20 protein-coding genes are annotated in these 21,938 nt (G+C 55.4%); 3 read left to right on the top strand and 17 right to left on the bottom strand.

Annotated elements, in window-relative coordinates:
* Positions 1-105 precede the first annotated feature (105 nt).
* The 12 genes from C4318_06325 to C4318_06380 all read right to left on the bottom strand — a co-directional run bounded on the left by C4318_06325 (position 106) and on the right by C4318_06380 (position 10,609).
* A complete protein-coding gene (locus C4318_06325; GenBank protein ID MER3454760.1) occupies positions 106-1,158 on the bottom strand; it encodes a Holliday junction branch migration DNA helicase RuvB in 1,053 nt (350 codons plus the stop codon).
* Positions 1,159-1,755: a Holliday junction branch migration protein RuvA gene (gene ruvA / locus C4318_06330; protein ID MER3454761.1), complete on the bottom strand. Its 597-nt coding sequence runs from the start codon at positions 1,753-1,755 to the stop codon at positions 1,159-1,161.
* A complete protein-coding gene (gene ruvC, locus C4318_06335) occupies positions 1,752-2,378 on the bottom strand; it encodes a crossover junction endodeoxyribonuclease RuvC (protein MER3454762.1) in 627 nt (208 codons plus the stop codon). Before ruvC ends, ruvA begins: the two co-directional genes overlap by 4 nt.
* 109 nt (positions 2,379-2,487) lie before the next feature.
* Entirely contained in the window at positions 2,488-3,237 is a 750-nt protein-coding gene (locus C4318_06340; GenBank protein ID MER3454763.1) for a YebC/PmpR family DNA-binding transcriptional regulator, read from the bottom strand.
* Between the two features lie 18 nt (positions 3,238-3,255).
* Positions 3,256-3,828 (bottom strand): pyridoxal 5'-phosphate synthase glutaminase subunit PdxT, encoded by a 573-nt coding sequence (locus C4318_06345; GenBank protein MER3454764.1) that lies wholly within the window; start codon positions 3,826-3,828, stop codon positions 3,256-3,258.
* A gap of 59 nt (positions 3,829-3,887) precedes the next feature.
* Entirely contained in the window at positions 3,888-4,781 is an 894-nt protein-coding gene (locus C4318_06350; protein MER3454765.1) for a pyridoxal 5'-phosphate synthase lyase subunit PdxS, read from the bottom strand.
* A gap of 281 nt (positions 4,782-5,062) precedes the next feature.
* Positions 5,063-5,950, bottom strand: coding sequence for a zinc metalloprotease HtpX (locus C4318_06355; protein ID MER3454766.1), 888 nt, complete (start codon positions 5,948-5,950; stop codon positions 5,063-5,065).
* Between the two features lie 79 nt (positions 5,951-6,029).
* Entirely contained in the window at positions 6,030-6,584 is a 555-nt protein-coding gene (locus C4318_06360; protein MER3454767.1) for a hypothetical protein, read from the bottom strand.
* A gap of 14 nt (positions 6,585-6,598) precedes the next feature.
* A complete protein-coding gene (locus C4318_06365) occupies positions 6,599-7,597 on the bottom strand; it encodes a hypothetical protein (protein MER3454768.1) in 999 nt (332 codons plus the stop codon).
* 110 nt (positions 7,598-7,707) lie between these two features.
* The gene (locus C4318_06370; GenBank protein MER3454769.1) at positions 7,708-8,826 is read right to left on the bottom strand and encodes an alpha-(1-2)-phosphatidylinositol mannosyltransferase; all 1,119 of its coding nucleotides are present in this window, start codon (positions 8,824-8,826) and stop codon (positions 7,708-7,710) included.
* Between the two features lie 14 nt (positions 8,827-8,840).
* Positions 8,841-9,893, bottom strand: a complete 1,053-nt coding sequence (locus C4318_06375) for a phosphatidylinositol mannoside acyltransferase (GenBank protein ID MER3454770.1) — start codon at positions 9,891-9,893, stop codon at positions 8,841-8,843.
* Positions 9,890-10,609 (bottom strand): CDP-alcohol phosphatidyltransferase, encoded by a 720-nt coding sequence (locus C4318_06380; protein ID MER3454771.1) that lies wholly within the window; start codon positions 10,607-10,609, stop codon positions 9,890-9,892. Before C4318_06380 ends, C4318_06375 begins: the two co-directional genes overlap by 4 nt.
* Positions 10,610-10,708: 99 nt before the next feature.
* On the opposite strand from C4318_06380, the gene C4318_06385 reads away from it, so the two are divergent.
* Positions 10,709-12,820, top strand: a complete 2,112-nt coding sequence (locus tag C4318_06385) for an elongation factor G (protein ID MER3454772.1) — start codon at positions 10,709-10,711, stop codon at positions 12,818-12,820.
* A 58-nt stretch (positions 12,821-12,878) separates the two neighbouring features.
* Here the strand turns inward: C4318_06385 and C4318_06390 are convergent, their stop codons facing one another.
* Complete coding sequence (locus C4318_06390; protein ID MER3454773.1) at positions 12,879-15,272, bottom strand: hypothetical protein; 2,394 nt, start codon at positions 15,270-15,272, stop codon at positions 12,879-12,881.
* Between the two features lie 134 nt (positions 15,273-15,406).
* Between C4318_06390 and C4318_06395 the strand changes: the two genes are divergently transcribed.
* The gene (locus C4318_06395) at positions 15,407-15,982 is read left to right on the top strand and encodes a hypothetical protein (GenBank protein MER3454774.1); all 576 of its coding nucleotides are present in this window, start codon (positions 15,407-15,409) and stop codon (positions 15,980-15,982) included.
* Positions 15,983-16,051: 69 nt separating this feature from the next.
* Here C4318_06395 and C4318_06400 read toward each other — a convergent pair whose 3' ends face one another.
* Genes C4318_06400 through C4318_06410 form a run of 3 tightly spaced genes read right to left on the bottom strand, consistent with a single transcriptional unit; the run spans position 16,052 to position 19,038 of the window.
* Complete coding sequence (locus C4318_06400; GenBank protein ID MER3454775.1) at positions 16,052-16,558, bottom strand: hypothetical protein; 507 nt, start codon at positions 16,556-16,558, stop codon at positions 16,052-16,054.
* Positions 16,555-17,076, bottom strand: a complete 522-nt coding sequence (locus C4318_06405) for an HIT family hydrolase (GenBank protein MER3454776.1) — start codon at positions 17,074-17,076, stop codon at positions 16,555-16,557. The genes C4318_06400 and C4318_06405 overlap by 4 nt, the downstream gene beginning before the upstream one ends.
* Entirely contained in the window at positions 17,077-19,038 is a 1,962-nt protein-coding gene (locus C4318_06410; GenBank protein MER3454777.1) for a threonine--tRNA ligase, read from the bottom strand.
* Between the two features lie 218 nt (positions 19,039-19,256).
* Between C4318_06410 and C4318_06415 the strand changes: the two genes are divergently transcribed.
* Entirely contained in the window at positions 19,257-21,062 is a 1,806-nt protein-coding gene (locus C4318_06415) for a hypothetical protein (GenBank protein ID MER3454778.1), read from the top strand.
* Here C4318_06415 and C4318_06420 read toward each other — a convergent pair.
* Positions 21,016-21,813 (bottom strand): hypothetical protein, encoded by a 798-nt coding sequence (locus C4318_06420; GenBank protein MER3454779.1) that lies wholly within the window; start codon positions 21,811-21,813, stop codon positions 21,016-21,018. The two genes, C4318_06415 and C4318_06420, sit on opposite strands and share 47 nt — an antisense overlap.
* Positions 21,814-21,938 lie beyond the last annotated feature (125 nt).

Here is a 21,938-nt window from a genome sequence, read left to right on the forward strand (position 1 = left end):
TCCCGCGGCTCCGATGGCTGTTGAGCAATGGCCTGTTTAGGTAGGAGATAGTCATACTCGCCCGAGCTGTATTCGCCCAACTCCATCCCTCTGTCGGCCGCTGCTCTACACCTCCTGGTCGAAGATGGAGAGCAGCTCCGCTTCTAGCGGATGTTCCACGCCGATGTGCTGGTACGCCAGCGGAGTCGCCACTCTGCCCCTCGGAGTCTTGTGCATAAATCCTTGTTGTATAAGATACGGCTCGTACATCTCCTCAATTGTCTCGGGATCTTCCCCCACCACAGCAGAGAGGGTCTGCAGCCCCACCGGACCACCTCCGAACTTCGTTACCACGGCCTTGAGGATTGCGCGATCTGTTCTATCGAGACCCCGACTGTCGATCTCGAACAACTCGAGGGCCTGGCATGCAATTGATCTAGTAATGACTTCTGCCCCTTCCACCTGGGCGAAGTCCCTCACCCTTCGCAGAATCCGGTTGGCGATTCTAGGGGTGCCCCTAGAACGTAGTCCTATCTCTGCTGCAGCGCCTTCATCTATGCGTAGCGAGAGCAACGATGCCGAGCGTTTTACGATTTCCGCCAGAGCTTCGGGCGAGTAGTAGTCAAAGCGAGATATGAAGCCAAAACGGTCTCTGAGCGGACCTGTAATCAAGCCTGGTCTTGTGGTGGCTCCGATCAAGGTAAACCGAGCTATCTCGATTCGCACCGACCGGGCTGCAGGCCCTTTACCAATGACAATGTCTATCTTGAAATCTTCAAGCGCTGGATACATCAGTTCCTCGACGGTTCTAGGTAGCCGATGTATCTCATCCACGAAGAGTACGTCCCCGCGCTCTAGATTCGATAGGATCGCGGCAAGGTCGCCCGGTCGCTCCAGGGCAGGCCCGCTGGTAACTCTGAACCCTACACCCAGCTCTGAAGCGACAATGCCAGCCATGCTAGTCTTGCCCAAACCTGGAGGGCCGCAAAACAACATGTGGTCGCAAGCCGCGTCTTGACGTTGCTTCGCGGCTTCTATCATGACCCTCAAGTGCTCCTTGAGTGCAGGTTGTCCAATGAATTCGGCCAGGCTCTTAGGTCTCAGGGCCTGCTCGGTGGCTGCGTCCTCAGAAACAGCCTCAGGAGAGAGAGGACGAACATCGGAAAGATCGTCGGCCATCTACACTGCTCTCCGCCTCTCGCCCAACGCCTTGAGCGCTGCGGACACGATTTCTTCGACCGGCAAGGTGGGATCGGCTACCTGAAGTGCCTCCGCAATCTCGGCAGCCGAGTATCCAAGCTCGCCCAAAGCGGCTCGGGCCTCAGACATTGCAGAACCTGAGGGTTCTGCGGGCATCAATCCTTTACCCAACCGGTCCCTCATCTCGACCACAATGCGCCGGGCGAGCTTGGGACCTATGCCGGGCACAATGGCTAGTGCTCCGGCATCCTCCCCCGAGACTGCTAAACATAGCTCCGCTGCGCTGTACACAGAAAGAGCGGATAGGGCTACCTTGGGTCCTACACCGGGCGTCGCCATGAGTACCTCGAATGCGTCCCGGTCTTGTGGCGTGTTGAATCCGTAAAGTACCAACGCATCCTCTCGAACATGCAAGTACGTGTGGAGAAAGACATCGCTGTTCTGCCGAGAGACGGACTCAGCGATACGTGTTGGAACGAGAACGCGGTAGCCCACTCCGCTTACGTCTACCACGATCTCAAGTCCTGAATCGAGATCGCGAACAGCTATTACCTTTCCTCTTATCGCAGCTATCAAAGTGCTCTCCTCACGGAGGCTGCGAGACGACTCGAATTGAGGTGCGCCACAGCTACCGCAGCAGCGTCGGCAGCATCGGCCTCAATACTCGCTGGCTCCAACCCTAGAAGCCGCGCCGTCATAGAAGCCATCTGCTTTTTGTCAGCGGCCCCGTACCCCGTAAGGGCTCGCTTGACCTCGTTGGGCGAGTATCCAAAGACATCTAAACCGAACTTTCCTGCTAGTAAAAGCACGACCCCAGCCGCCTCGCCAACTTGTATAGCGGATTTAGCATTCACCTGAAAGTAGACCCGTTCCAGTGCCACGCACTCTGGCTCGAAGGAGCCAAGAATTCCAAGGAGCGCTTCCTCCAAACTACAGAGACGCTCAGAAATGGCAGTTCCTCTCAATGTCTTGATCACACCGATAGCCGGTGCGTACAGTCTCGAGCCGGCCTCTTCAACGATCGCGTAGCCGGTCCGAGCAAGCCCCGGATCGATTCCCAACACTCTCAAACCGACGAATCTCTCCTCCCTGGCTCTATTGTTCTCGAGCGATAAAAACCCCCTCGCCGCTCTATCCGGCGTCCCAGCACCATATAGACTCAGCGCCGATGACGCTCGGACAAGCAAAGTAGTCGCCATGCTGATTTGCTGCTCTGTAGAGCCTGAAAAGTCTCAAAGACTCACTAGATTCACGATAACGGAGGGTTACGACAATCCAATGGATTCCGAGCCACACAGGCCCTAAATTTCAGCCTGCTTCTGCCAGAATTTGGTCGGGAATGTCGAAGTTAGCGTAGACAGCTTGGACGTCGTCGCTGTCTTCTAGCGCCTCTATGAGTTTGAGAACTTTCTGAGCCGTGGCACGGTCAGAAACCGGAACCGTTGTCTGAGGTATCATCGTCACCTCTGCTTGCATAATTCGCACTCCCTCGGCCTCCAAACTGTCCCGCAGGTCTTTCAATGCCTCCGGCGCGCAACGGATTTCCCACACAGAACCGTCAGTGTCGACGTCTTCGGCGCCAGCCTCCGCAGCAACCTCGATTAGTTTATCTTCGTCAATGGAGCCTGCCTCGACGCTCACAACACCTCGCATCTCGAATATCCACGAAACCGACCCGGGCTCCCCCATTGATCCTCCATTGCGAGTTACGATCGAACGAACCTCGGAGGCAGCCCTGTTCCGGTTGTCGGTCAGCACATCGATAAGTAAGGCCACGCCGCCCGGTGCATAGGCCTCATACGAAACCCTCTCGTAGGTGGTTCCTTCGAGCTCGCCCGTTCCCCGTTTGATGGCGCGCTCTATATTGTCCATGGGCATCGAGGCATCTCTGGCTTTCTGGATAGCCGTGGCCAGAGTAGGGTTGCCTTTTGGATCGCCTCCTCCCTGTCTCGCCGCCACCTCGATAGCGCGAATTAGTTTGGCGAAAAGCTTGCCCCGGCGAGCATCGACTACGCCTTTCTTGTGCCTTATGGAGTGCCACTTCGAGTGTCCCGACATCTCGACAGACCGCCTTTTCTATTTAGCCCTCTCGAGAAAATACAGATGGAACCGGTCGTCTCCGGCCAACTCGGGATGGAACGCGAACAAGAATAAGTTGCGGTCCCGTACTGCCACAGGTTTGCCGGCAAGGAATGCTAAGGGCTCCACACGCTCATCTATGCGCTCGGGAAGGGGAGCCCTGATGAACACGCCGTGGAAACGGGGCGGATCTAAAACCGGAGCTTCCAGGTCTGCCTCGAAACTGTGAATCTGGCGACCAAAGGCATTGCGCCTCACCGATATACGGGCTGCCGCAAGAGTCTTTTGACCCAGTACCCCGTCTTCGACCTCGGATGCGCAGATGATCATGCCAGCACACGTTCCCATCACCGGCAGGCCTTCAGAGATCAGCTTGGAAAGCGGCTCAAAAATTCCTGAAGATTCCATAAGTTTTGACTGCACCGTAGACTCGCCGCCAGGAATCACCAGAGCGTCAATACCAGAAAGGTCAGAGGGCACTTTTACCTCTTTGGACTCTGCTCCAAGACGAGCCAAGACCGCTTCGTGCTCCTTGAATGCCCCTTGCAAAGCGAGAACCCCGACCTTCACCGGGTCTATGCCACTTCTGATCTCCAAAGGCCCAATCAGAGACCTCAGCTCTCGGTCCGCTACCAACCACGAGGCGCCAGGCGCTGTTCTTCGGGGAGCGAGGCAACATCAATCCCCTTCATGGGGACGCCGAGGCCACGGGAGACTTTCGCCACGATATGTGGATCGTTGTAATGGGTTGTCGCCTCGACGATAGCCCTAGCCATACGAGGTGGATCCTCCGATTTGAATATCCCCGATCCTACGAAGATACCTTCGGCCCCTAGCTGCATCATGAGGCTTGCATCGGCAGGGGTGGCCACGCCTCCAGCACAGAAGAGTACAACGGGGAGTCTGCCAGTCTTCGCCACTTCTTCGACGAGGTCTAGCGGAGCCCCCAGCTCTTTAGCCGCGGCAAACCTCTCCTCTGGAGACATCGCGCGCAGCCGGGTAATGCCCAAACGAATAGCACGCATGTGGCGCACAGCCTCGACAATGTTTCCAGTTCCAGCCTCGCCCTTCGAGCGAATCATAGCAGCGCCCTCGGCTATCCGCCTGAGCGCCTCACCCAAATTTCGAGCTCCGCAAACAAAGGGCACCTTGAACTGCCACTTGTCTATATGGTGTTCTTCGTCGGCTGGTGTGAGAACTTCAGACTCGTCGATGTAGTCGACCTCCAACGCTTCTAGCACTTGAGCTTCAGCAAAGTGACCAATGCGAACCTTCGCCATAACCGGAATAGTCACCGCTTCTTTTATGGCCTCGATAATCTGAGGGTCTGACATCCGGGCCACTCCTCCATGGGCGCGGATGTCTGCTGGTACTCGCTCCAGCGCCATCACTGCGCAGGCTCCCGCATCCTCTGCTATGCGAGCTTGTTCGGGCGAGACCACGTCCATAATTACGCCGCCCTTGAGCATCTCAGCGAGGCCGCGCTTGACCTTTGCAGTGCCGACTCGGTGGTTGTCGCTCATATCTACCTCAACTTCTGTTTCTATTACACGAATTCTGGGACACAACTCGTATTGGGAGATCTTTCCAACCCCACGCTGTCCTCGTTTCGGTTTCGCAACCGAAACTTCTCTTGGACAACCGCGTGCTCGAGTCCCACAGCTCTTTGTAGCCAATTCTAGAATTGGCCTCCAAATAGAAGGAAGAGGTTCTTCTAGGACGGACGCAACGAATTACCTTCTATCTTCAAGACGATATACAAGCGAAAAACGAGAACGTAAGTCGGTCTCGGTAAATTCGGGCTTCACAGCTCTTTTAGAGCCTCGATGCGCTCTTCTATAGGAGGGTGTGTGTCAAAGAGTCGGTTAAGTACGGAGCTTTCGCTGGCAACGGGAGACTCTATATAGAGATGCGCGATGGCATTGGAGTGGTGTCGCACAACAGTCGGATTGTCTCGGAGCTTTTCCAATGCCCCGATCAGGCCAGGCGGATAGCGAGTTAGCTGGACTGCGGAGAAGTCGGCCAAGCTCTCTCGCCGTCTTGATATGGCTGCTCGAATGAGAGCGGCTCCTAGGGGAGCTAGCACCACCGCAAGCAACGCCAGAGCTAAAAAGATCGGGTTTTTAGATTCCGAATCCCGTCCCCTCCGGTCGCCCCCGAACCACAGAAGACGCAGAGTAATATCCGAGGCAACGACAACAGTCCCAGCCAATACCGCGGCCACAGTTCCTACGAGGGTATCGTAGTTTTTGATGTGGCTCATCTCGTGAGCTATGACACCCTCGAGTTCCACTCTGTTCATGATCTCTAGCAGTCCCGTTGTGACCGCTATAGCCGCGTGTCGGGGATCTCGTCCCGTTGCAAAAGCATTAGGCGCGGGGTCGTCTATTACATACACCTTCGGCTTGGGAATACCTGCTGCGATCGCCATCGCCTCGACGAGATTATGAAGTCGTGCATACTGCACAGGATCGGCTGGCTTTGCACCAGCCAGCGCTATCACGATTTTGTCAGAGTTCCAATACGATCCGACGCTCAGAACCAACGCCACTACCCCAGCAACGGCCAGGCCAATCCAGCCAAAGCGCAAGAGGTAAGAGAGAGCCGCGCCCACAGCGAGGACAAATGCTATGAACAACCCAACGAGGAGGACCGTCCGGCGCTTGTTAGATGCAATTCGTTCGTAAAACATCCCTCGATTTCACTATCTCTGGCACAAAAAGGCGCGCTCGTGCCGAGTGGGTCCGTGTAGCAGCGATACTAGCCAGCAATCAGCTAAAGCTGATCCTGGGAGGAGTCGACCTGTCGAGGCCAGGCTCCTCGAACATCTCCTTCGGCGTGCGAGATCCCTTGAACAACAAACCAGGGAAAGTCTCAATTTTATTGTTAAAAGCCAGCACGGCATCGTTGTAGAACTGGCGAGCATAGGCTATGCGGTCCTCGGTGGCTGTCAGCTCCTCTTGAAGTTGCAAGAAGTTCTGGTTCGCCTTCAAGTCCGGATATGACTCCGACAGGGCGAACAGCTGTCGCAGGGCATCGGTGACAACGTTTTGGGCTTGCCCCTGTTCTTTAGGGCCTCGGGCCGAGAGAGCTTGGTTGCGAGCTTGCACTACCCGCTCTAAAGCCTCTCGTTCGTGGGCGGCGTATCCTTTGACCGCTTCTACGAGATTGGGAATCAAATCGAGCCGTCTTTTTAACTGAACGTCAATCTGACTCCAGGCATTGTCGATCCGGTTTTCTAGGCGGACGATGGAGTTCCACACACCCACAGCCCAAGCTATCAAGCCCACGACGACAATCAATAAAACGATAAAAGCAATAGTCATTGATTAGCTCCAGTTCAGTTCACCTCAAGAGCACCCTTTTGCAGAGCTGTACTAAAAGAGACGATACACGGAACAAGCTCTTCCATGGCGGAGATGGAAGCGTCCAGTTCGGCAAGGATTGCCTTGTGCAATTTGGCATTGGATGCCGCGACAATAGAAATCTGAGCCTGGCGGTCAGACCCTAGCAAGCTCCTATTCCCTATAGCCTCTCCCCACGCGTCGGTTACAACGCCACCTGCATTTCGCAGGCATAAATAAGCAGCTGCTATATCGTAGGGCGCGTTGCACACGACGGCTCCACGCCCGGCCCGCAAAAACTCCGCTTCCAAAACAGGGTAGGTAGCCAGCACTCGGAGCGCTGGATCGACGTATGCGTCGAGCTGGCCGGTGACTATTCGGGTCATGATGTAGCTGGCAGAGCCTAAATCGAAGGTCGACCCACCAATCGCACACGCATCGGCGAGGCTGGATACCGCAGCGGCCACTGGTAGGTACGGCCGCCCCCTGTATCCGCCGGCCCAAAACGCAGAGGATAAGTCGGAGTTGTCGGTGGGTGATGGGCGCAGCCGCTCTTCCCCAGCGACTATGGCCACCTCGCCGTTCGAGTCAGCGAGAAAACAAGTACCCGACTTGATCTCTAGAACGCATGCGGCCTCTATGTCATCGAGGACCGGATCTTCGAGATTGGTCGTCGCCGCCACCGACACACAGCTCGACTCGAAACCAGCCGCAGCGGGCCGCGTGCCGTCTATCGGATCGACGACGAGGATCGCCTCGGCCCGAGGAGATTTATTCAAACCAGCATCCTCCGTGTAGATCGAGTAGGTGGGCCTTTCCTCGATGAAAGCCCGAACCACGCCTTCTGCTACTTCGTCTATCTTCATCGTGGCATCCCCTCCAACCGCAGTACCTACCTGGTCTCGCGCGCCGAAGGTTCCCATATGCGGAAGAACAGCTGCCCTCACTTTGCGAGCCAGCTCCACGCAGTCAAAAAGAAGATCGGATGTGTACATACCGTCCGTACCTCTTCCTCGGGTCAAAGGCCGATAGCTTCACCCTCTTCGGGATCTTGGTACTTCCGCATTGTTCTCGTCGGAGCCGGTCGAAGCTTGTCTCCGTTTGGCTATGCGTCTTGACCAGAACCAGCTGCCTCCTTGTAAGTCGCCATAACATCGGGGACCAGTCGTTCCCAGTCGAAGCGAGCTGCTCGAGAGCGCCCACGCCTCGCTAGCTCGTCCATACGCATTGGTGTAGCCAGAAGATCGCAGATCGTCTCGGCGACTGCCCTCGAATCTCCGGCAGGGAAATAAGCAACCGCGTCTCCCCCGACCCACCGGTAGCCATCGAGTTCGGCAGCGGCCACACACGCGCCCGATGCCATTCCCTCCAACAGCACTATTCCGAAGGACTCGGAAGCGACCGAGGGAACGCAAACTACCCTGGCGGAGCCGTAAGCCCTCAATAGCTCGTCGTCATCGAGGCGTCCTTTCATCTCTACACCTCTGATGCGAGCAGCTTTGGCCTCAAGGGTGGCTCTCAAGGGTCCGTCCCCTACAACAACGAGGCGGGCACTCGGATGGGAGTCTATAACCATCGGCCAACTGTCCAAAAGAATGTCGCATCCCTTTCGCATTTCCAACCTTCCCACAAAAAGAACGATCTCGGGCCGAGAAGAGGGCGGCTTAGAAAGGCCCGCGAACTTCGCGACTTCTATTCCATTAGGGAGAATCCGGATCTTTTCGGCCACTTCATCACCGAAGTGACGTCGTAACAGCTCTCTTGCCGGCGGCGACACAGCTGCCTTGATCTGGATGCGTCGGAGCAGCCGCGCGAATGCTGGCCGAAACCAGTCATAAAAGGGCATCCGCTCCGCTGCCGCGTGAAAAGTCGCTACCAATGGTGGTCTTTCCCTTAGAAGCAGCGTATACAGAGAGACGCCCGCCTGTAGCGGCTCGTGAACGTGTACGACCTCTGGTTTGAAGTGCGAAAAAAAGCGCCGTAATCGAAGTGGTACCGCAGGAGAAAGCGCCAGTCTCGAGACGGACTTGTTAGCTGGGAAAGGCAGAGAACGCCCAACACCAACCACTTCGACGCCATCGACAGAAGGAGAATCTCCGTCCAGTGGCGCCATCACTAACACCGTGTTACCGGCCATAGTTAAGTGGGTTGCCAGCGACAGAACGTGGTTTTGGACCCCGCCCGGTGCTGACAGCGAGTAAGGACATACAAGAGCAATCCGCATGCGTGATCGCCCAACTAACTCGGTGCCTGAACCCCGAGAGCCTCCCAATCGGAAGGCCAAAAGGGAGTGAACAGGTGCCACTGCTCCGGATCGTTGCGAATGAGCTCCTCGAATTCCCTGATCAAGGATGTGGTTGTCTCGACTATTTTCTCCTGCACACTGGAGCCTTGGCTCGGGCCAATAGGTGGGCGGACAACCCCGCGGTGACGCCCTCCCTCGATCATGTAGAGCCCCACTGGAAGTAAGTCGGCCCCCGTTCGCAAGGCCAAAGCCGCAGGGCCTGCCGGGACGCGGGTAATCTCTCCGAAGAACTCCACTGGTATCCCCCCAGGCCCTATCTGCCTATCCGCGACGAGGGCTACGATACCGCCCGACTTCAACTGCTTAATCGCTTCTTTGACGGAAAGAGATGTACCGTCCAACGGCACTATACGCATGCCCAGCCGTTCACGGGTCCGTTTCCAATGCTCAAAAGCCTTGCGCGGCCTCAAGTACTCCGCAATCGCAAGCACTGGGCCGTACCTGTGGGATACGTAGCAGCCCGCCATATCCCAGTTTCCAAGGTGAGGAAGGGCGAGAATGACACCCTTGCCCTTCTGCAGCGACTCGGCAATCCATTCCTCCCCCTCAGTCTCCAACAGCTCGACAACTTCAGAACTAGGCATCGATGACAATCTGAACGTCTCGTACCAATATCGGGCATAAAGCGCCGTTGCTCGTTGCATGCGTTGCTCTAGCTCGCGTGCGGGCATGGGGCCTAGCACTTTCTCGAGGTGCCGGCGCATCATGAGCATTCGCCGCTTAGACATCCTGGAATAGGCGGTTTGAAGAGCCCACAGGAGGGGAGGCGCAAGAGATTCCGGCAAAACCCGAGCTAGAAATTCTCCTATCCGGGCCCACCCATATGCGATCCAAGGTCCAGCCTCGAACTTCCGGAACGCCTCCCAAGGGCCGGCAGGAGCCGAGTCTCCCAAAACTAAGCGGTCTTTCGTGCGCAGCGGTCGGAGCTCCACCTTGCCGAGCCTCCTATTGCCAGCGGACGCTCTTGAACGAACTTCAAAGTTCACCGGTTCCTAGCCCGCCGAGGAAGGGATCGCCGCCGCGCGAACTCCCATCGCTCCTTGTACCGTGCTCGAGCCAAGGCGCTCCGTCGCTTCAACTCTGCCACACTAAGCTTATATGGCTCGATACCCACCGGCTGAGGCGGGGGCTCCGACTGCTGGAGTATGGACCAGAACCGCTGGACGACAGTGAAGCCAGTACCAGCAACGAGAATCCACAATGCAGGAACCAACGCTCCCGGTACACCGACGGCAATACCAAGAAGGATCAAACGCTCGCCGCGCTCAAACAATCCCCCCTTTCCTTTGAGCCCTAAAGATTCGGCTTTGCTTCTCTCATAAGAGATGATCAGTGAAAATCCCAGTCCCAGTAGGCATAAGTACGCAAGCTTCGGTCGAGTGCCTATCAGGTACCATCCGAGGCCAGCGAACATCGCCGTCTCCGACAGCCGATCACCCACCGAGTCCAAAAACGCCCCCCGCCTAGACGAAGTCTGCCCCGCCTTAGCTACTGCGCCGTCTAGCATATCGAGGACTGTACCAACAGCTCCCACGAGGAGCGCCAAGACGAATCGGCCCGTAGCGACTAGCATCGACGCGGCGACGCTGAGTACGAACCCAGTCACCGTCAACTTATTCGCTGAGAACCCGAGGCGGACGAGAAAGCGGCCGACCGGCTCGGTAAAACGCTCCGCTTTTCCCCTTAGCTTGTTATCGAGCATTCGAACCTACTTTGGGAAGTCACGTCGCAAGCATAGCCCCAAGCCCCGTACCGATACCATGTTGTAGTCAGGTTTTGACCGGCGACTCCAAAGCTAAGATTGCAGGGTGATGTAGCTGGAAGGAGTGGATCCTTGAAACAGTACGCCTCCGAGAAAATAAGAAACGTAGTGCTTATAGGACACAACGGGAGTGGGAAGACAAGCCTTGCAGAGGCATGCCTCTATGTAAGCGGGGCGCTGAGTCGACAAGGCCGAGTTGAAGATGAAAACACCGTCTGCGACTACGAGCCCGAGGAGACAAAGCGAAGGTTTTCCATATCGCTTGCACTCGCGCCTGTTGAGTGGAAGGGCGTAAAGATCAATCTAGTCGACACTCCCGGCTCCCCAGATTTCGAGGGGGAGGCGATCGCAGGATTGTACGCTGCTGACCTCGCCGTCTTCGTAGTAAGCGCAACAGATGGCCCCCAGGTCCAAACCCGCTACTACTGGAAAATCGCAAAAGAGATGGGAATCCCCGCCATGTGCTTCGTAAACAAGCTCGACAAAGAGAGAGCCTCTATTTACGAAACCTCCGAGGTTTTAAGGGACACGTTCGGGGGGGATGTTTTGGCGGTACAAGGCCAGATCGGCCGTGAAGAAAACCTGGAAGGCTTGTACGACAACTTCTCGAAAAAGGCGTTCTTGTACAAAAACGGATCCTTCAGAGCCGAGCCTTCGGATAGCCATCTCCCCGAAGACCAAGACGTCGAGGCTGCCCGAATTTCCCTTGTCGAAGCTGTCGCTGAGACTGACGAGGCCCTGCTGGATACATACCTAGAAACCGGGGATCTAGACATCAAATCCTTCTCGGAAGGGATGGCCAAAGCGATCATGTCTCGTCAGATACTGCCTGTATTGGGAGGATGTGCAACTCGTCCCCTAGGGGTCGATCTGTTCTTGGACTTCATTGCTGAGTTCGGGCCGTCTCCCCTCGAACACAAGATCATCCGAGGCACGAAAAGTTCCGATTCCGACCAGGAAGTGCAGCTCGACGCGAGCCCCGAAGGTCCCTTTGTTGCCCGCATATTCAAGACAATCGCCGATCCTTTCGTAGGAAAGCTCTCCGTGTTCAGGATCGTATCCGGTGGCATAAAGGGCGACTCAGTCGTTTGGAATACGACCTCTGGGCACGAGGAAAAACTGCACCAAGTCTTTGCATTGAGGGGCAAAGAGCACATCGAGGTCGAAGCGTTGTCGATGGGCGACATAGCTGCAGTCGCTAAGCTTACCAACACGAAAACCGGCGACACTCTCGCTTCGAAAGGTCTTCACCTGGTCCTGTCACCCATGCGCCTTCCGGATCCCGTGTTCAGTCTTGCGGTGGCCCCTAAGTCGAAGGGTGACGAGGACAAGCTGAGCCAAGGATTGCATCGGCTGTCCGAAGAGGATCCGACTTTGCGGATCCATCACAATCCCGAGACACGGCAGTTGATTCTCTCGGGGCTAGGAGATACCCACCTCAATGCGACTCTTGAAAAGTTGAAGCGTAAGTTCGGCGTTGAGGTAGAAACCTCGCTTCCGAAAGTGAGCTACAGGGAGACGATTACGAAACCTGCACGTGCAGAGGGTAAGCATAAAAAGCAAACAGGAGGCCATGGCCAGTTCGGTGTCGCGGTGATCGAAATCGAGCCGCTTCCGAGGGATTCGGGCTTCGAGTTCGTGGATCAGATAGTCGGAGGCGCGATCCCCAAAGGATTCATTCCTGCGGTAGAAAAGGGAATCCGAGAGGCCATGGAAAGAGGTTTTTTTGCTGGATATCCCCTTGTTGACATCCGCGCCACTTTAGTCGATGGAAAGCACCACCCTGTCGACTCCAACGAACTCAGCTTCAAGATGGCTGGTTCTTTGGCTCTGCAAGCAGCCCTTCCTGATGCAGGGGTAGTACTGTTAGAGCCAATTATGGATTTGGAAGTAATAGTCCCCGACGACAAAGTCGGCGATGTCCAAGGCGATCTCAACGCGAAGCGGGGCAAAATATTGAGCACGGAGCCCGCTGAAGCAGGTTTTACTCTCATCACGGCCAAGGTTCCAGAGGCAGAGCTCCTTCGTTACTCGGCTGACCTTCGCTCTCTCACGGGCGGGCAAGGCCGGTTTTCGATGAAATTTAGCCACTACGAAGAGGTGCCTAGCCACATAGCCGAGCGAATCAAGGCGGAAGCGCGAGGATCCTGACCCCACCAGGCCACATCGCTACTTCACAGGCATTCTGGGATTTGTAGGTAATCTATACCTACGGACCGCCTAGGCCCGATGTCGTCTCTGCCCTGACCTTCGACTGTGACTGAGTCGAACGCTCTGGTTCTGGTATGGCATCATTCAGAGCTACTTGAGAAGCTTCCCGGTTTTCCGAGTCAGAATCGTCAGATTTGGCCTCTACGGAAATCTTGGGAAGAACACGATCTAGCCACGGCGGAAGCCACCAATTTGCTTTTCCCAATAGCTCCATAGTTGATGGAACCAGCACCAGTCGCACCATTGTCGCATCGACGAATATCGCGGTCGCCAGGCCCAACCCGAAGAGCTTTATAATCCGGTTGTCGTTCCAAACGAATGACAAAAACACCGCAACCATGATCGCTGCTGCGGCCGAGATTACGCGAGCAGTGGCGGCCAGACCGTCTGCTACGGAGCTTTTGGGATCCTCGCTCTTGTCGTATTCTTCCCTGATTCTCGAAATCAAGAAGACTTCGTAGTCCATAGACAATCCGAAAAGGATCGCAAACATCATCATCGGTATGAATGGTTCTATCGGTCCTGGCTTCTCGACCCCGACGAGGTCCTTCATCCACCCCCACTGAAATATGGCGACGACGACGCCGTATGCAGCACCTATAGACAGGACGTTCATAACCGCAGCCTTCAATGGGACTAGCAACGACCGAAACACGACCATGAGAAGAAAGAAAGAGAGCGCAACCACGCCTCCAATAAGCCAAACAAGACGCTGGCTCAAATAGTCCGAGAGGTCAACGAACGCGGCGGTGAGGCCCCCGACCAGCACCTCGGGCCCTCCCCTGGCACGGTTATCGGCAGCCAAAGACCTAATGAAGTGTATGAGCTGCCGAGTCTGGGAGTCCTGTGGGGATGTAGATGGAATTACTTGAAACAGATATGCCTTGCCCGAAGGGGCCGGCATCGGGCGAGTAACTTGGGCAACTCCGGGAATACTCGCAACGGAGCCATGTACGCTCTCAACCGAGCTAGGAAGCGGGACTGGAACGCGTTCTAGCCTGCGCTCCTCTTGCAATGCCGGTGCAATTCTTTGATCCTGCGTCCCTAGGTCATTCCCAGGCCCTGACTCAGGCTGAATACCTTGAATTTGTTGGGGTGTCTCTTGAGCGAGTGACTCAGCTTGAGGAGTTCGGATGACAACTAAAACCGGGGCGTTGAATCCCGGACCGAACGCATCGGATAGCAAATCGTATGCGCGCCGCTGAGTCTTTGAACGAGGGACATTTCCCAAATCCGATGCTCCCAAATCCAAGGAGAGCGTTGGGAGGGCCAGAAGCAAGAGGGCTGCTCCCGACACTATTGCAGCGGCCCAAGGACGACGCTGAACTGTCCTAGACCATCGATACGACCAACTCTTCCTATAGTTGCTCTCATCGCGGCTAAATATTGGAATTCTCAATGCGTCGATTTTGCTTCCCAGCGTTACGAGGGCCACCGGTAGAAGGGTTAGCGACACGGCAATCGCTAGCACAACGGATATTCCCGCCGACAGCGCCATTCCATTCACAAAGTCCAATCCCATCACAGCCAGGCCGAGGAGGGATATGGCCACGATCGCTCCCGCAAACAGCACCGAACGCCCGGCTGTTGCAATGGCTCCCACTGCGGACTCAGTTGGACCCGCCCCCGAATGAAGGTTCTGGCGGAACCTGGTGACCACCAACAGCGCGTAGTCGATCCCCACGCCAATCCCAATCATCCGCGCCAATTCGGGGGCGAACATCGGAACGGTCATGGCATGACTGAGACCTACGATGAGTGAGATGGCGGTCGCCAAAGTGAACAAGGCCGTAATGATGGGTAGGCCGGTCGCTATAAAAGACCCGAACCCTACAAGCATCACGAGGACCGCAACTATAAGTCCCACAATCTCTGCACTTCCCAACTCGGGCATGTCAGCGCGGGAGATCGCCATCCCGCCAGCCTCGACTTCCATCCCGGGTCTAGATTTTTCAATTATCGTGTCGCGGAGACTGGCAATGGCTTCTCTAGGAATTTGGGTGGGCTCTCTATCGAACTCTATGGTAGCGAATGCCACTTTCTGGTCTTTGGAGACAGCTCCTTGACCTTCGTAGGGAGACCGCACGGAAGAGACATAGGGGAACGCCTTGACTCGGTCGAAGAGAGCTTGCATTTCTTCTTTGGTTGCTGGGTCGAAGACCCCTGATTCGGAGCGGAAGACAATCTGAACAGGTTCCCCCTTGAAGTCTGGAAACTCAGACTGCAATACCTCGAAAGCCTCGCGAGACTCCGAGTGTGGGAGTCTAAACTCGTTCGAGTAACGCGGGCCCAACGAAGAAGACAACACAAAAGAGCCTGCAAGAATGAGTATCCAGAAGAGTAGAACTACCAGCCTGTGACGCACGCAAAACTCGGCTGTCTTCGCAAGCATCTTCTCTCCTTGGAACGGTTCAAACTAGTGACCCGACTCCAGCCAAACCGTGACCGGGGTTCAAGGACTCACTAACTTAGTTTAGGGCTAAACTATCGCAGTGAAGCATACATAGTCAACACCGGGGAGCTTGACTGCGAGTGTTTTGGCTAAAACTTAGAAAGGTATCTGTAGTGGTGGATTCGAAACATTGCTCAAGAATTGCCAGCAAAACCTGGTTCCTGCGCACCGACCGAAACTTACCCTCGATAGCAGAGCGATTGAGAGTGCCGGAGCAAGCCCTCGAAGCAGTGGCGCTCATCCGATCCGCCGCTGCAGTTGTTTCTCAGCTCGAGGCAGCACACTGGGCCCGGTACAACCTTGGTGCTGCCTCCGGGTGGGTCTTGTTGGAGCTGGCCCTAGAAGGTCCAACTCGTCCTGCAGATCTTGCGGCGTCGTTCTTGGTCACCCCTGGAGGGATGAGTCAAGTAATTGCCTCCCTCGAAAAAAAGGGACTTGTGGAAAAAGTAAGGGATTCCCAAGATCGCAGGTCGCTGCTGGTAGCCCTCACCGACAAAGGTCGTGCCCTGGTCAAAAAGCAGCTCCCGGAGTTACGTCAGGCCCTAGAGGGAATCGAGGAACAAATCGGAAAGCGCCGTCTAGAAGGGCTTTGCACCACCCTAGAAGACTTTCTTGCAGCCCTCGACCCCCTATCTTCCGGACCGGAATAAGCCTTCCCGCTTCGAGAACGGCGAGGGCACACTCCTCCTCTAATCGCAAGCGCTACACGGCTTACGACGTTACGAGCCAGACTCTGACCAGGATTCCTCCGGGTTTTCCTCGTCAATCTTGTCGACGACTTCTCCACTTATAGCATCGACTGCAACATAGCCTCGCCTCTTGGGACGCGGCTCGTCACCTGAGTACGCCAACAAACGCCACACGGGGCGGGAGAGGATACCTTTCCAACCAATGCTGATAGAAGATGGTCCCACCGGAAATGACAAGCTAGCTGCGGCACGAAGAATCGCTTCCCTCTCGGAGATTTTCAACTGCCATGAGCATGCAAACATGTAGAGGGCGACCCCGATTCCAATCAAAGAGGCAGCAATCCATCCACCGTTGGAGTAAGAGTCATCGGCTAAGTACACAACTGCAATTCCCCCCAACGAGGCTGCCATCACAAAAGCCGCCCCGTAAGCACGTCTCCTTATATCGGGAAACTCGTACTCCTCTCCGATGGCTCCGGGAACGAGATCCGCTGGAATGTCTACCGAATCGCCGGCCTTTTGCTCGTTCGAGGTCATCGAGACTTGGTAGGGTTCTGCTCAAGGTCTCCCAAGGCGGCTGTCAGCTTCTCGTAAGTGGTTCTCAAGTCCTCGGGTAGAACCTTCGTATCTGCGACGACGGGCATAAAGTTGGTGTCCCCTGACCATCTCGGCACTATGTGCATGTGAAGATGACCTGGAAACCCGGCACCGGCGACCCTCCCAAGATTCATTCCTAGGTTGAAACCATCTGGAGAGTAAGCACGCCGTAGTGCAGCAACTACCTCCCCACAGAGCTCCATAAGAGCCCCCCGCACCCGAGAGTCTAGCTCTTCTATAGAAGACGCGTGCGCGTATGGAGCGACCATCGTGTGGCCGACGTTATATGGGTAAATGTTCAAGACCGCAAACACAGATGGCCGTCGAGCAACAAGCATCGCTTCCCGGTCGTTACCTGCGTTTGGAAGCTCGCAAAAGATGCATGCCTCCTCGCCGGAAGGAACTGCCGATGCCCCCTCGATGTATGCCATCCTCCAGGAAGCCCAGAGCCTATCCATTCAAGTTTTCTCCGCAACTTCTGACTCTATTCGCGACAGAATTTCCTGTATTGGCACTCCCCTCGTGTCAGAGCCATCCCGCGTCCTTAGACCAGCCGTACGCGCCAGGACATCGCTATCACCGACAACCGCTACGTACGGCACCTTTTCCAGCTGAGCCCTCCTGACTTTGTTCGACAAAGTCTCTCTAGAGTTGTCAACTTCGACACGGATCCCTCGAAGCGCAGCTTCTTTTGCGATACTCGCCGCGTACTCGAAGTGCCTATCCGCCACAGGCAAAATCTTGAGCTGCACCGGGGCAAGCCAGGTAGGGAAAGCGCCCGCAAAGTGCTCGATGAGGATTCCAAAGAAGCGCTCTATCGAGCCGTACATAGCCCTGTGAATCATGATCGGACGGTGGCGAAGGTTGTCCGGACCCATATACTCAAGATCGAACAACTCCGGCAAGTTGAAGTCGAGCTGAATAGTGGATAACTGCCAATTACGGCCAATCGCGTCGGCGACGTGGATGTCGATCTTGGGTCCGTAAAAAGCCCCACCTCCTTCGTCCACCTCGTACCGCAATCCAGTCTGCTCCAGGCCCGAAGCGAGTGCGGCCGTTGCCCTCTCCCATATCTCTTCCGACCCCACCGACTTGTCGTGTGGCCGGGTGGAAAGATTTGCCGAAAAGCGATCGAACCCGAAGGTTCCGACCACTCTGGTCATGAACTCGATTAGAGATACAATCTCGGCATCAAGCTGCTCGTCAGTACAGAAGATGTGAGAGTCGTCTTGCGTGAAACCTCTAGTCCTGAGAAGACCGTGTATGACCCCTGAGGGTTCCATTCTGTACACGGTTCCTAGCTCAAACAGCCTAAGTGGAAACTCACGATACGAGCGTGTGCGGCTTTTGTAGATCATCACGTGGAAAGGGCAGTTCATTGGCTTTGCGTAGTACGAAGCGCCTTCCACCTCCATTGGCGGAAACATCAAGTTCGCGTAGAAGTCAAGGTGCCCGCTGGTTTCCCACAGTACCGAGCGGGCAAGGTGGGGGGTGTATACCAGCTTGTACCCTGCGGCCTCGTGCTCTTGGCGTGAGAAGTCTTCGAGAATTTTCCGAACCGCGGCGCCCTTTGGATGCCAGAGTGCAAGACCGCTGCCGAGCTCGTCTGGAAAGGAAAACAAATCGAGCTCGACGCCGAGGCGACGATGATCTCGCCGGGCCGCTTCTTCCAGTCGCCTAAGATGACTCTCCAGATCCTCTCGAGTAGCCCAACAGGTACCGTAAACGCGTTGCAACTGACGGTTGCGGGCATCGCCCCGCCAATACGCTCCTGCCACCCTCATCAGCTTGAAATGCCGAACCATCCCTGTGGAAGGAACGTGGGGGCCTCTACACAGATCCACAAAGTCAGGGGGATTCCGGTAGATGCTAACCACGCTCTCTCCAGCCCCTTCGCCTTCATCGACCGACTCGATGATCTCTACTTTGTAAGGCTGATCCGCGAAGATCTTTAGCGCCTCGCTCTTGGAGATCTCCTCTCGAATAAAGGGGCGGTCGGCTTCGACGATCTCTTTCATCTGTTCTTCGATCCGAGACAGATCGTCGTCGGTAAAAGGCCGCTCGACGTCGAAGTCGTAAAAAAAGCCGTCATCAGTAGCTGGGCCAGTGGCGAACTTGGTACCCGGATACAGGCTCAGCACTGCGTTCGCCAGGATGTGGGCAGCCGAATGCCGCAAAACAGAGAGACCCTCCGGGTCTTTCGAGCTTATGAGCCTTATGTTTTCTTTCCCTGCCACTGCCGACGAGATGTCGACTAACTTGCCGTCCGCTACCGCAGCCACTACCTCCCCGGCTAACGAGGGAAAAAGACGACTGATGGCCTGCGCGATGGTGCCATCGTTTCCGACATCTTTGGGTTCAAACCCGGGCGCAACGATCTTGGGCACTGAACTCCTCTTAGAACAAAAGCTACTTGTCAATCCAGTCTGCCCACACGAGCGGCGTTGTGGGCAAAGCTAAGGTATTGCTTGTGCCACTGCGAGATAAAAACGATAAAACCAAATCTTGCACAATTACGAGCACGAGCTATGTGACAACTCGATGCAGCGAGCCAGAATGGACGTCCTATTGTGTACTAGCAGCTTGTAATAGTTCGCTAACGGCCGTCTTTTGAAGCAGTAGCCACATTCTATGCCACATGTCTGGAGAATCCTCTGTGTTGGTGAACAAAAGCGATCCCTCAGTTTCGCGAGTGTCGTCATCGCACTTCTACCTCAGAACTAATGCCTCGAAAGTCACAGTGATCTTTTTTGCCTTGACCTTGGTGACATCCTCATGTTCAGGGTTGAAAAAGAGCGCTCCTCCCAGCCTTTTCGAAGAAGTAGCGAGCGGCGTGGGGATCGATTACACCCAGTTCAGACCATACGAGTGCTTCGACCCGCCGCCTTGTGGACCGCTTTATATGTCCGGTGGCGCTGCATCGGGCGACTATGACAACGACGGCTATGTCGACCTGGTGGTGACGCGGGTAAACGAGTTTCCGATCCTCTACAGAAACGATGGAAACGGCCACTTCACGGATGTCACAGCTGGATCGGGCCTGAACATTCCAGAGGCTCGACGCACCAACGGTGCTGCTTTTGTAGACGTGGACTCCGACGGATGCTTGGACTTGGCTATGACAGTCCTCTACTCCCACCGCAACCTATTGTTTATGGGAGACTGTCGCGGCCACTTTAGGGAAGAGGGACTCCAGAGAGGTTTTGCGGAGGAACGGGCCGAACCAAGCGTCTACGGGTATGGTATTGCGGCCGGCGACTACGACAAGGACGGATACGTCGACTTGTACGTCGGCGAATGGAGGTTCGACCTCACCTTCCCTGGAGCCCCTTCTGACTCCAAGCTGTTGCACAATCTTGGTGCTGCTGCACCTGGACACTTCGAGGATGCTTCGTCAAAAGCGGGAGTCACCCCACAAAAAATAGGGGGTCTGCTGACCGGCAGGTTCTGGTGGACGCCAGCCTTTGTCGACTTGGACAACGACGGCTTCCAAGACCTGTTATTAGTTGGTGACTTCGCCTCCACCAAACTGTACTGGAACAACGGAGACGGAACCTTCACTGAGTCCACGATGAAGGCTGGCGTGGGGACCGAAGAGAACGGGATGGGCTTAGCCCTCGGTGACTTTAACAACGATGGCTTTATCGACATCTTCGTGAGTTCGATTTTTCAAACCCACCAGTGCGAGGTCGCCAAGAACGAGGAGGAAATCTGTGCCCACTGGGGAACGAGTGGTAATCGTCTGTTCAAGAACAATGGAAACAGGACATTCGAAGACGTAACCGACAAAGCAGGGGTTCGCAACGGTCGTTGGGGATGGGGTGCCTCCTTTTTGGACTACGACGACGATGGCTTCTTGGACATAGTTCAAACAGCCGGCCAGTTCTACCCGTACCCCGACTTCCGGGCAGACAACTTCTATGACGATCCTAGTTTTTTGTGGAAAAACCTAAACGGCAATACATTCGCCGACGTATCACGCGACGCTGGATTAGACAAAGTCAGGAGGGGTAAGGGGCTCTTGGTAATGGATTTTGACCACGACGGTCTACAAGACGTATTCGTGGTTCAGAACTCCGACAAACCAAAGCTGTACCGGAACCTAGGCGCTCAGCCCCGAGGCAATTGGATCGAGGTGGAGCTTAAAGGAGCCGGTCCCAGCGAAAAGGGCTCGAATCTTCAGGGTATAGGAGCTGTAGTAAAGGTCGCTCCTTCAGGTGGACCCCACGTACTCACGGCACAATCTGTAGGTGGATCGAGCTTTCTTGGTCAGAACTCGCCGGCGCTGCACTTCGGGATTGGAACGAGCACCGAAGCTCGGAAAGTCGAAGTTTACTGGCCTGTCTCTGGATGCCACCAAGAATCACAAAATGTGCCAGCGCGCTCGCGGATTCTCTTTAGCGAGCAGGAGTGCCTTCGAGCGCGGCCTCGCCAGGCCGGCTGAAAACCCTCGCCAACCCATTCTCTTTGAGAAGACCGGCGCGCCTCAGCTCTCCTACTCCGCCAAGGACTAAGACAGTGGGAACGAGGTTTAGCACAAAGTGCCACAGAATCCGATTTCCACTAGCCCAAGGAGACGGAAATTTGTATGCGAGGCCAAAATACGTTGTTACACCGCGCGGGATTCCAAAGAGGTACCACGTGCTCGTCAGAAGCGCGTGTTCTATGAGGTGGAATCCTTCGACATAGTACGCCCATGTAGCCCAGCGCCGTGAACTCTTGTTGACTCCCGCTTTCTTCAGGGCGTCTACCATTGCCACCAGTCCTGCGAAGAACACTCCGTTGCCAAGCAGATGTAGGACCTCGTTCCCCGACTGGAGTCTAGCCTGGGGATCGAAAAAAGTGGTCAGCCCCCTCTGCGCGGCCAAAGCCCATGGGGACAGCCAAGGAAACGAGTAGGGGTGCCTTACCCAGAAGCCAGCCTGCAGAATATGCTCAAGCGTGTGAATAACTTGAAACACTACCGTTCCGTAGACGAGAAATAAAAAATACTGTTCAGCTGCCCGGGCTTTCCCGTTGCGAGAGTTTCTGAAGTACCCTACTAAGCCGACCGAAGCTACAACAAAGAGGAGAACGGTGAGTCCTCCGGCTAATAGGTTGATTCCAGTAGGCTTGTTATACAGATCGGCTCGAGTCTGTGCTAGCACTTTCCCTCCTGCCAAGAAAGATTTTTCAATAAGAATTTTGCGCGCCACTATCTTATACCACAGTTGCTCATCCGCAGGCCTGTCTCGCCTTCTATGCCTTGAGGCCCCCGCTGAATACGGATTACCTAGGGCAGAACCGGCATCCTTTATTCCACAAAGCAGGGGCGGTTTCG

The organism is Acidimicrobiia bacterium, from assembly GCA_040289475.1.
Lineage (GTDB): Bacteria > Actinomycetota > Acidimicrobiia > ATN3 > PSLF01 > PSLF01.

Bases quoted from the DNA above. Each gene is read 5' to 3' on its own strand.
- C4318_06390 (MER3454773.1), bottom strand. From the start codon at position 15,272: ATGCTTGCGAAGACAGCCGAGTTTTGCGTGCGTCACAGGCTGGTAGTT.
- C4318_06405 (MER3454776.1), bottom strand. From the start codon at position 17,076: ATGGATAGGCTCTGGGCTTCCTGGAGGATGGCATACATCGAGGGGGCA.
- C4318_06400 (MER3454775.1), bottom strand. From the start codon at position 16,558: ATGACCTCGAACGAGCAAAAGGCCGGCGATTCGGTAGACATTCCAGCG.
- C4318_06415 (MER3454778.1), top strand. From the start codon at position 19,257: ATGTCTGGAGAATCCTCTGTGTTGGTGAACAAAAGCGATCCCTCAGTT.
- C4318_06350 (MER3454765.1), bottom strand. From the start codon at position 4,781: ATGAGCGACAACCACCGAGTCGGCACTGCAAAGGTCAAGCGCGGCCTC.
- C4318_06325 (MER3454760.1), bottom strand. From the start codon at position 1,158: ATGGCCGACGATCTTTCCGATGTTCGTCCTCTCTCTCCTGAGGCTGTT.
- C4318_06355 (MER3454766.1), bottom strand. From the start codon at position 5,950: ATGTTTTACGAACGAATTGCATCTAACAAGCGCCGGACGGTCCTCCTC.
- C4318_06360 (MER3454767.1), bottom strand. From the start codon at position 6,584: ATGACTATTGCTTTTATCGTTTTATTGATTGTCGTCGTGGGCTTGATA.
- C4318_06380 (MER3454771.1), bottom strand. From the start codon at position 10,609: ATGCTCGATAACAAGCTAAGGGGAAAAGCGGAGCGTTTTACCGAGCCG.
- ruvC (MER3454762.1), bottom strand. From the start codon at position 2,378: ATGGCGACTACTTTGCTTGTCCGAGCGTCATCGGCGCTGAGTCTATAT.
- C4318_06365 (MER3454768.1), bottom strand. From the start codon at position 7,597: ATGTACACATCCGATCTTCTTTTTGACTGCGTGGAGCTGGCTCGCAAA.
- C4318_06370 (MER3454769.1), bottom strand. From the start codon at position 8,826: ATGCGGATTGCTCTTGTATGTCCTTACTCGCTGTCAGCACCGGGCGGG.
- C4318_06340 (MER3454763.1), bottom strand. From the start codon at position 3,237: ATGTCGGGACACTCGAAGTGGCACTCCATAAGGCACAAGAAAGGCGTA.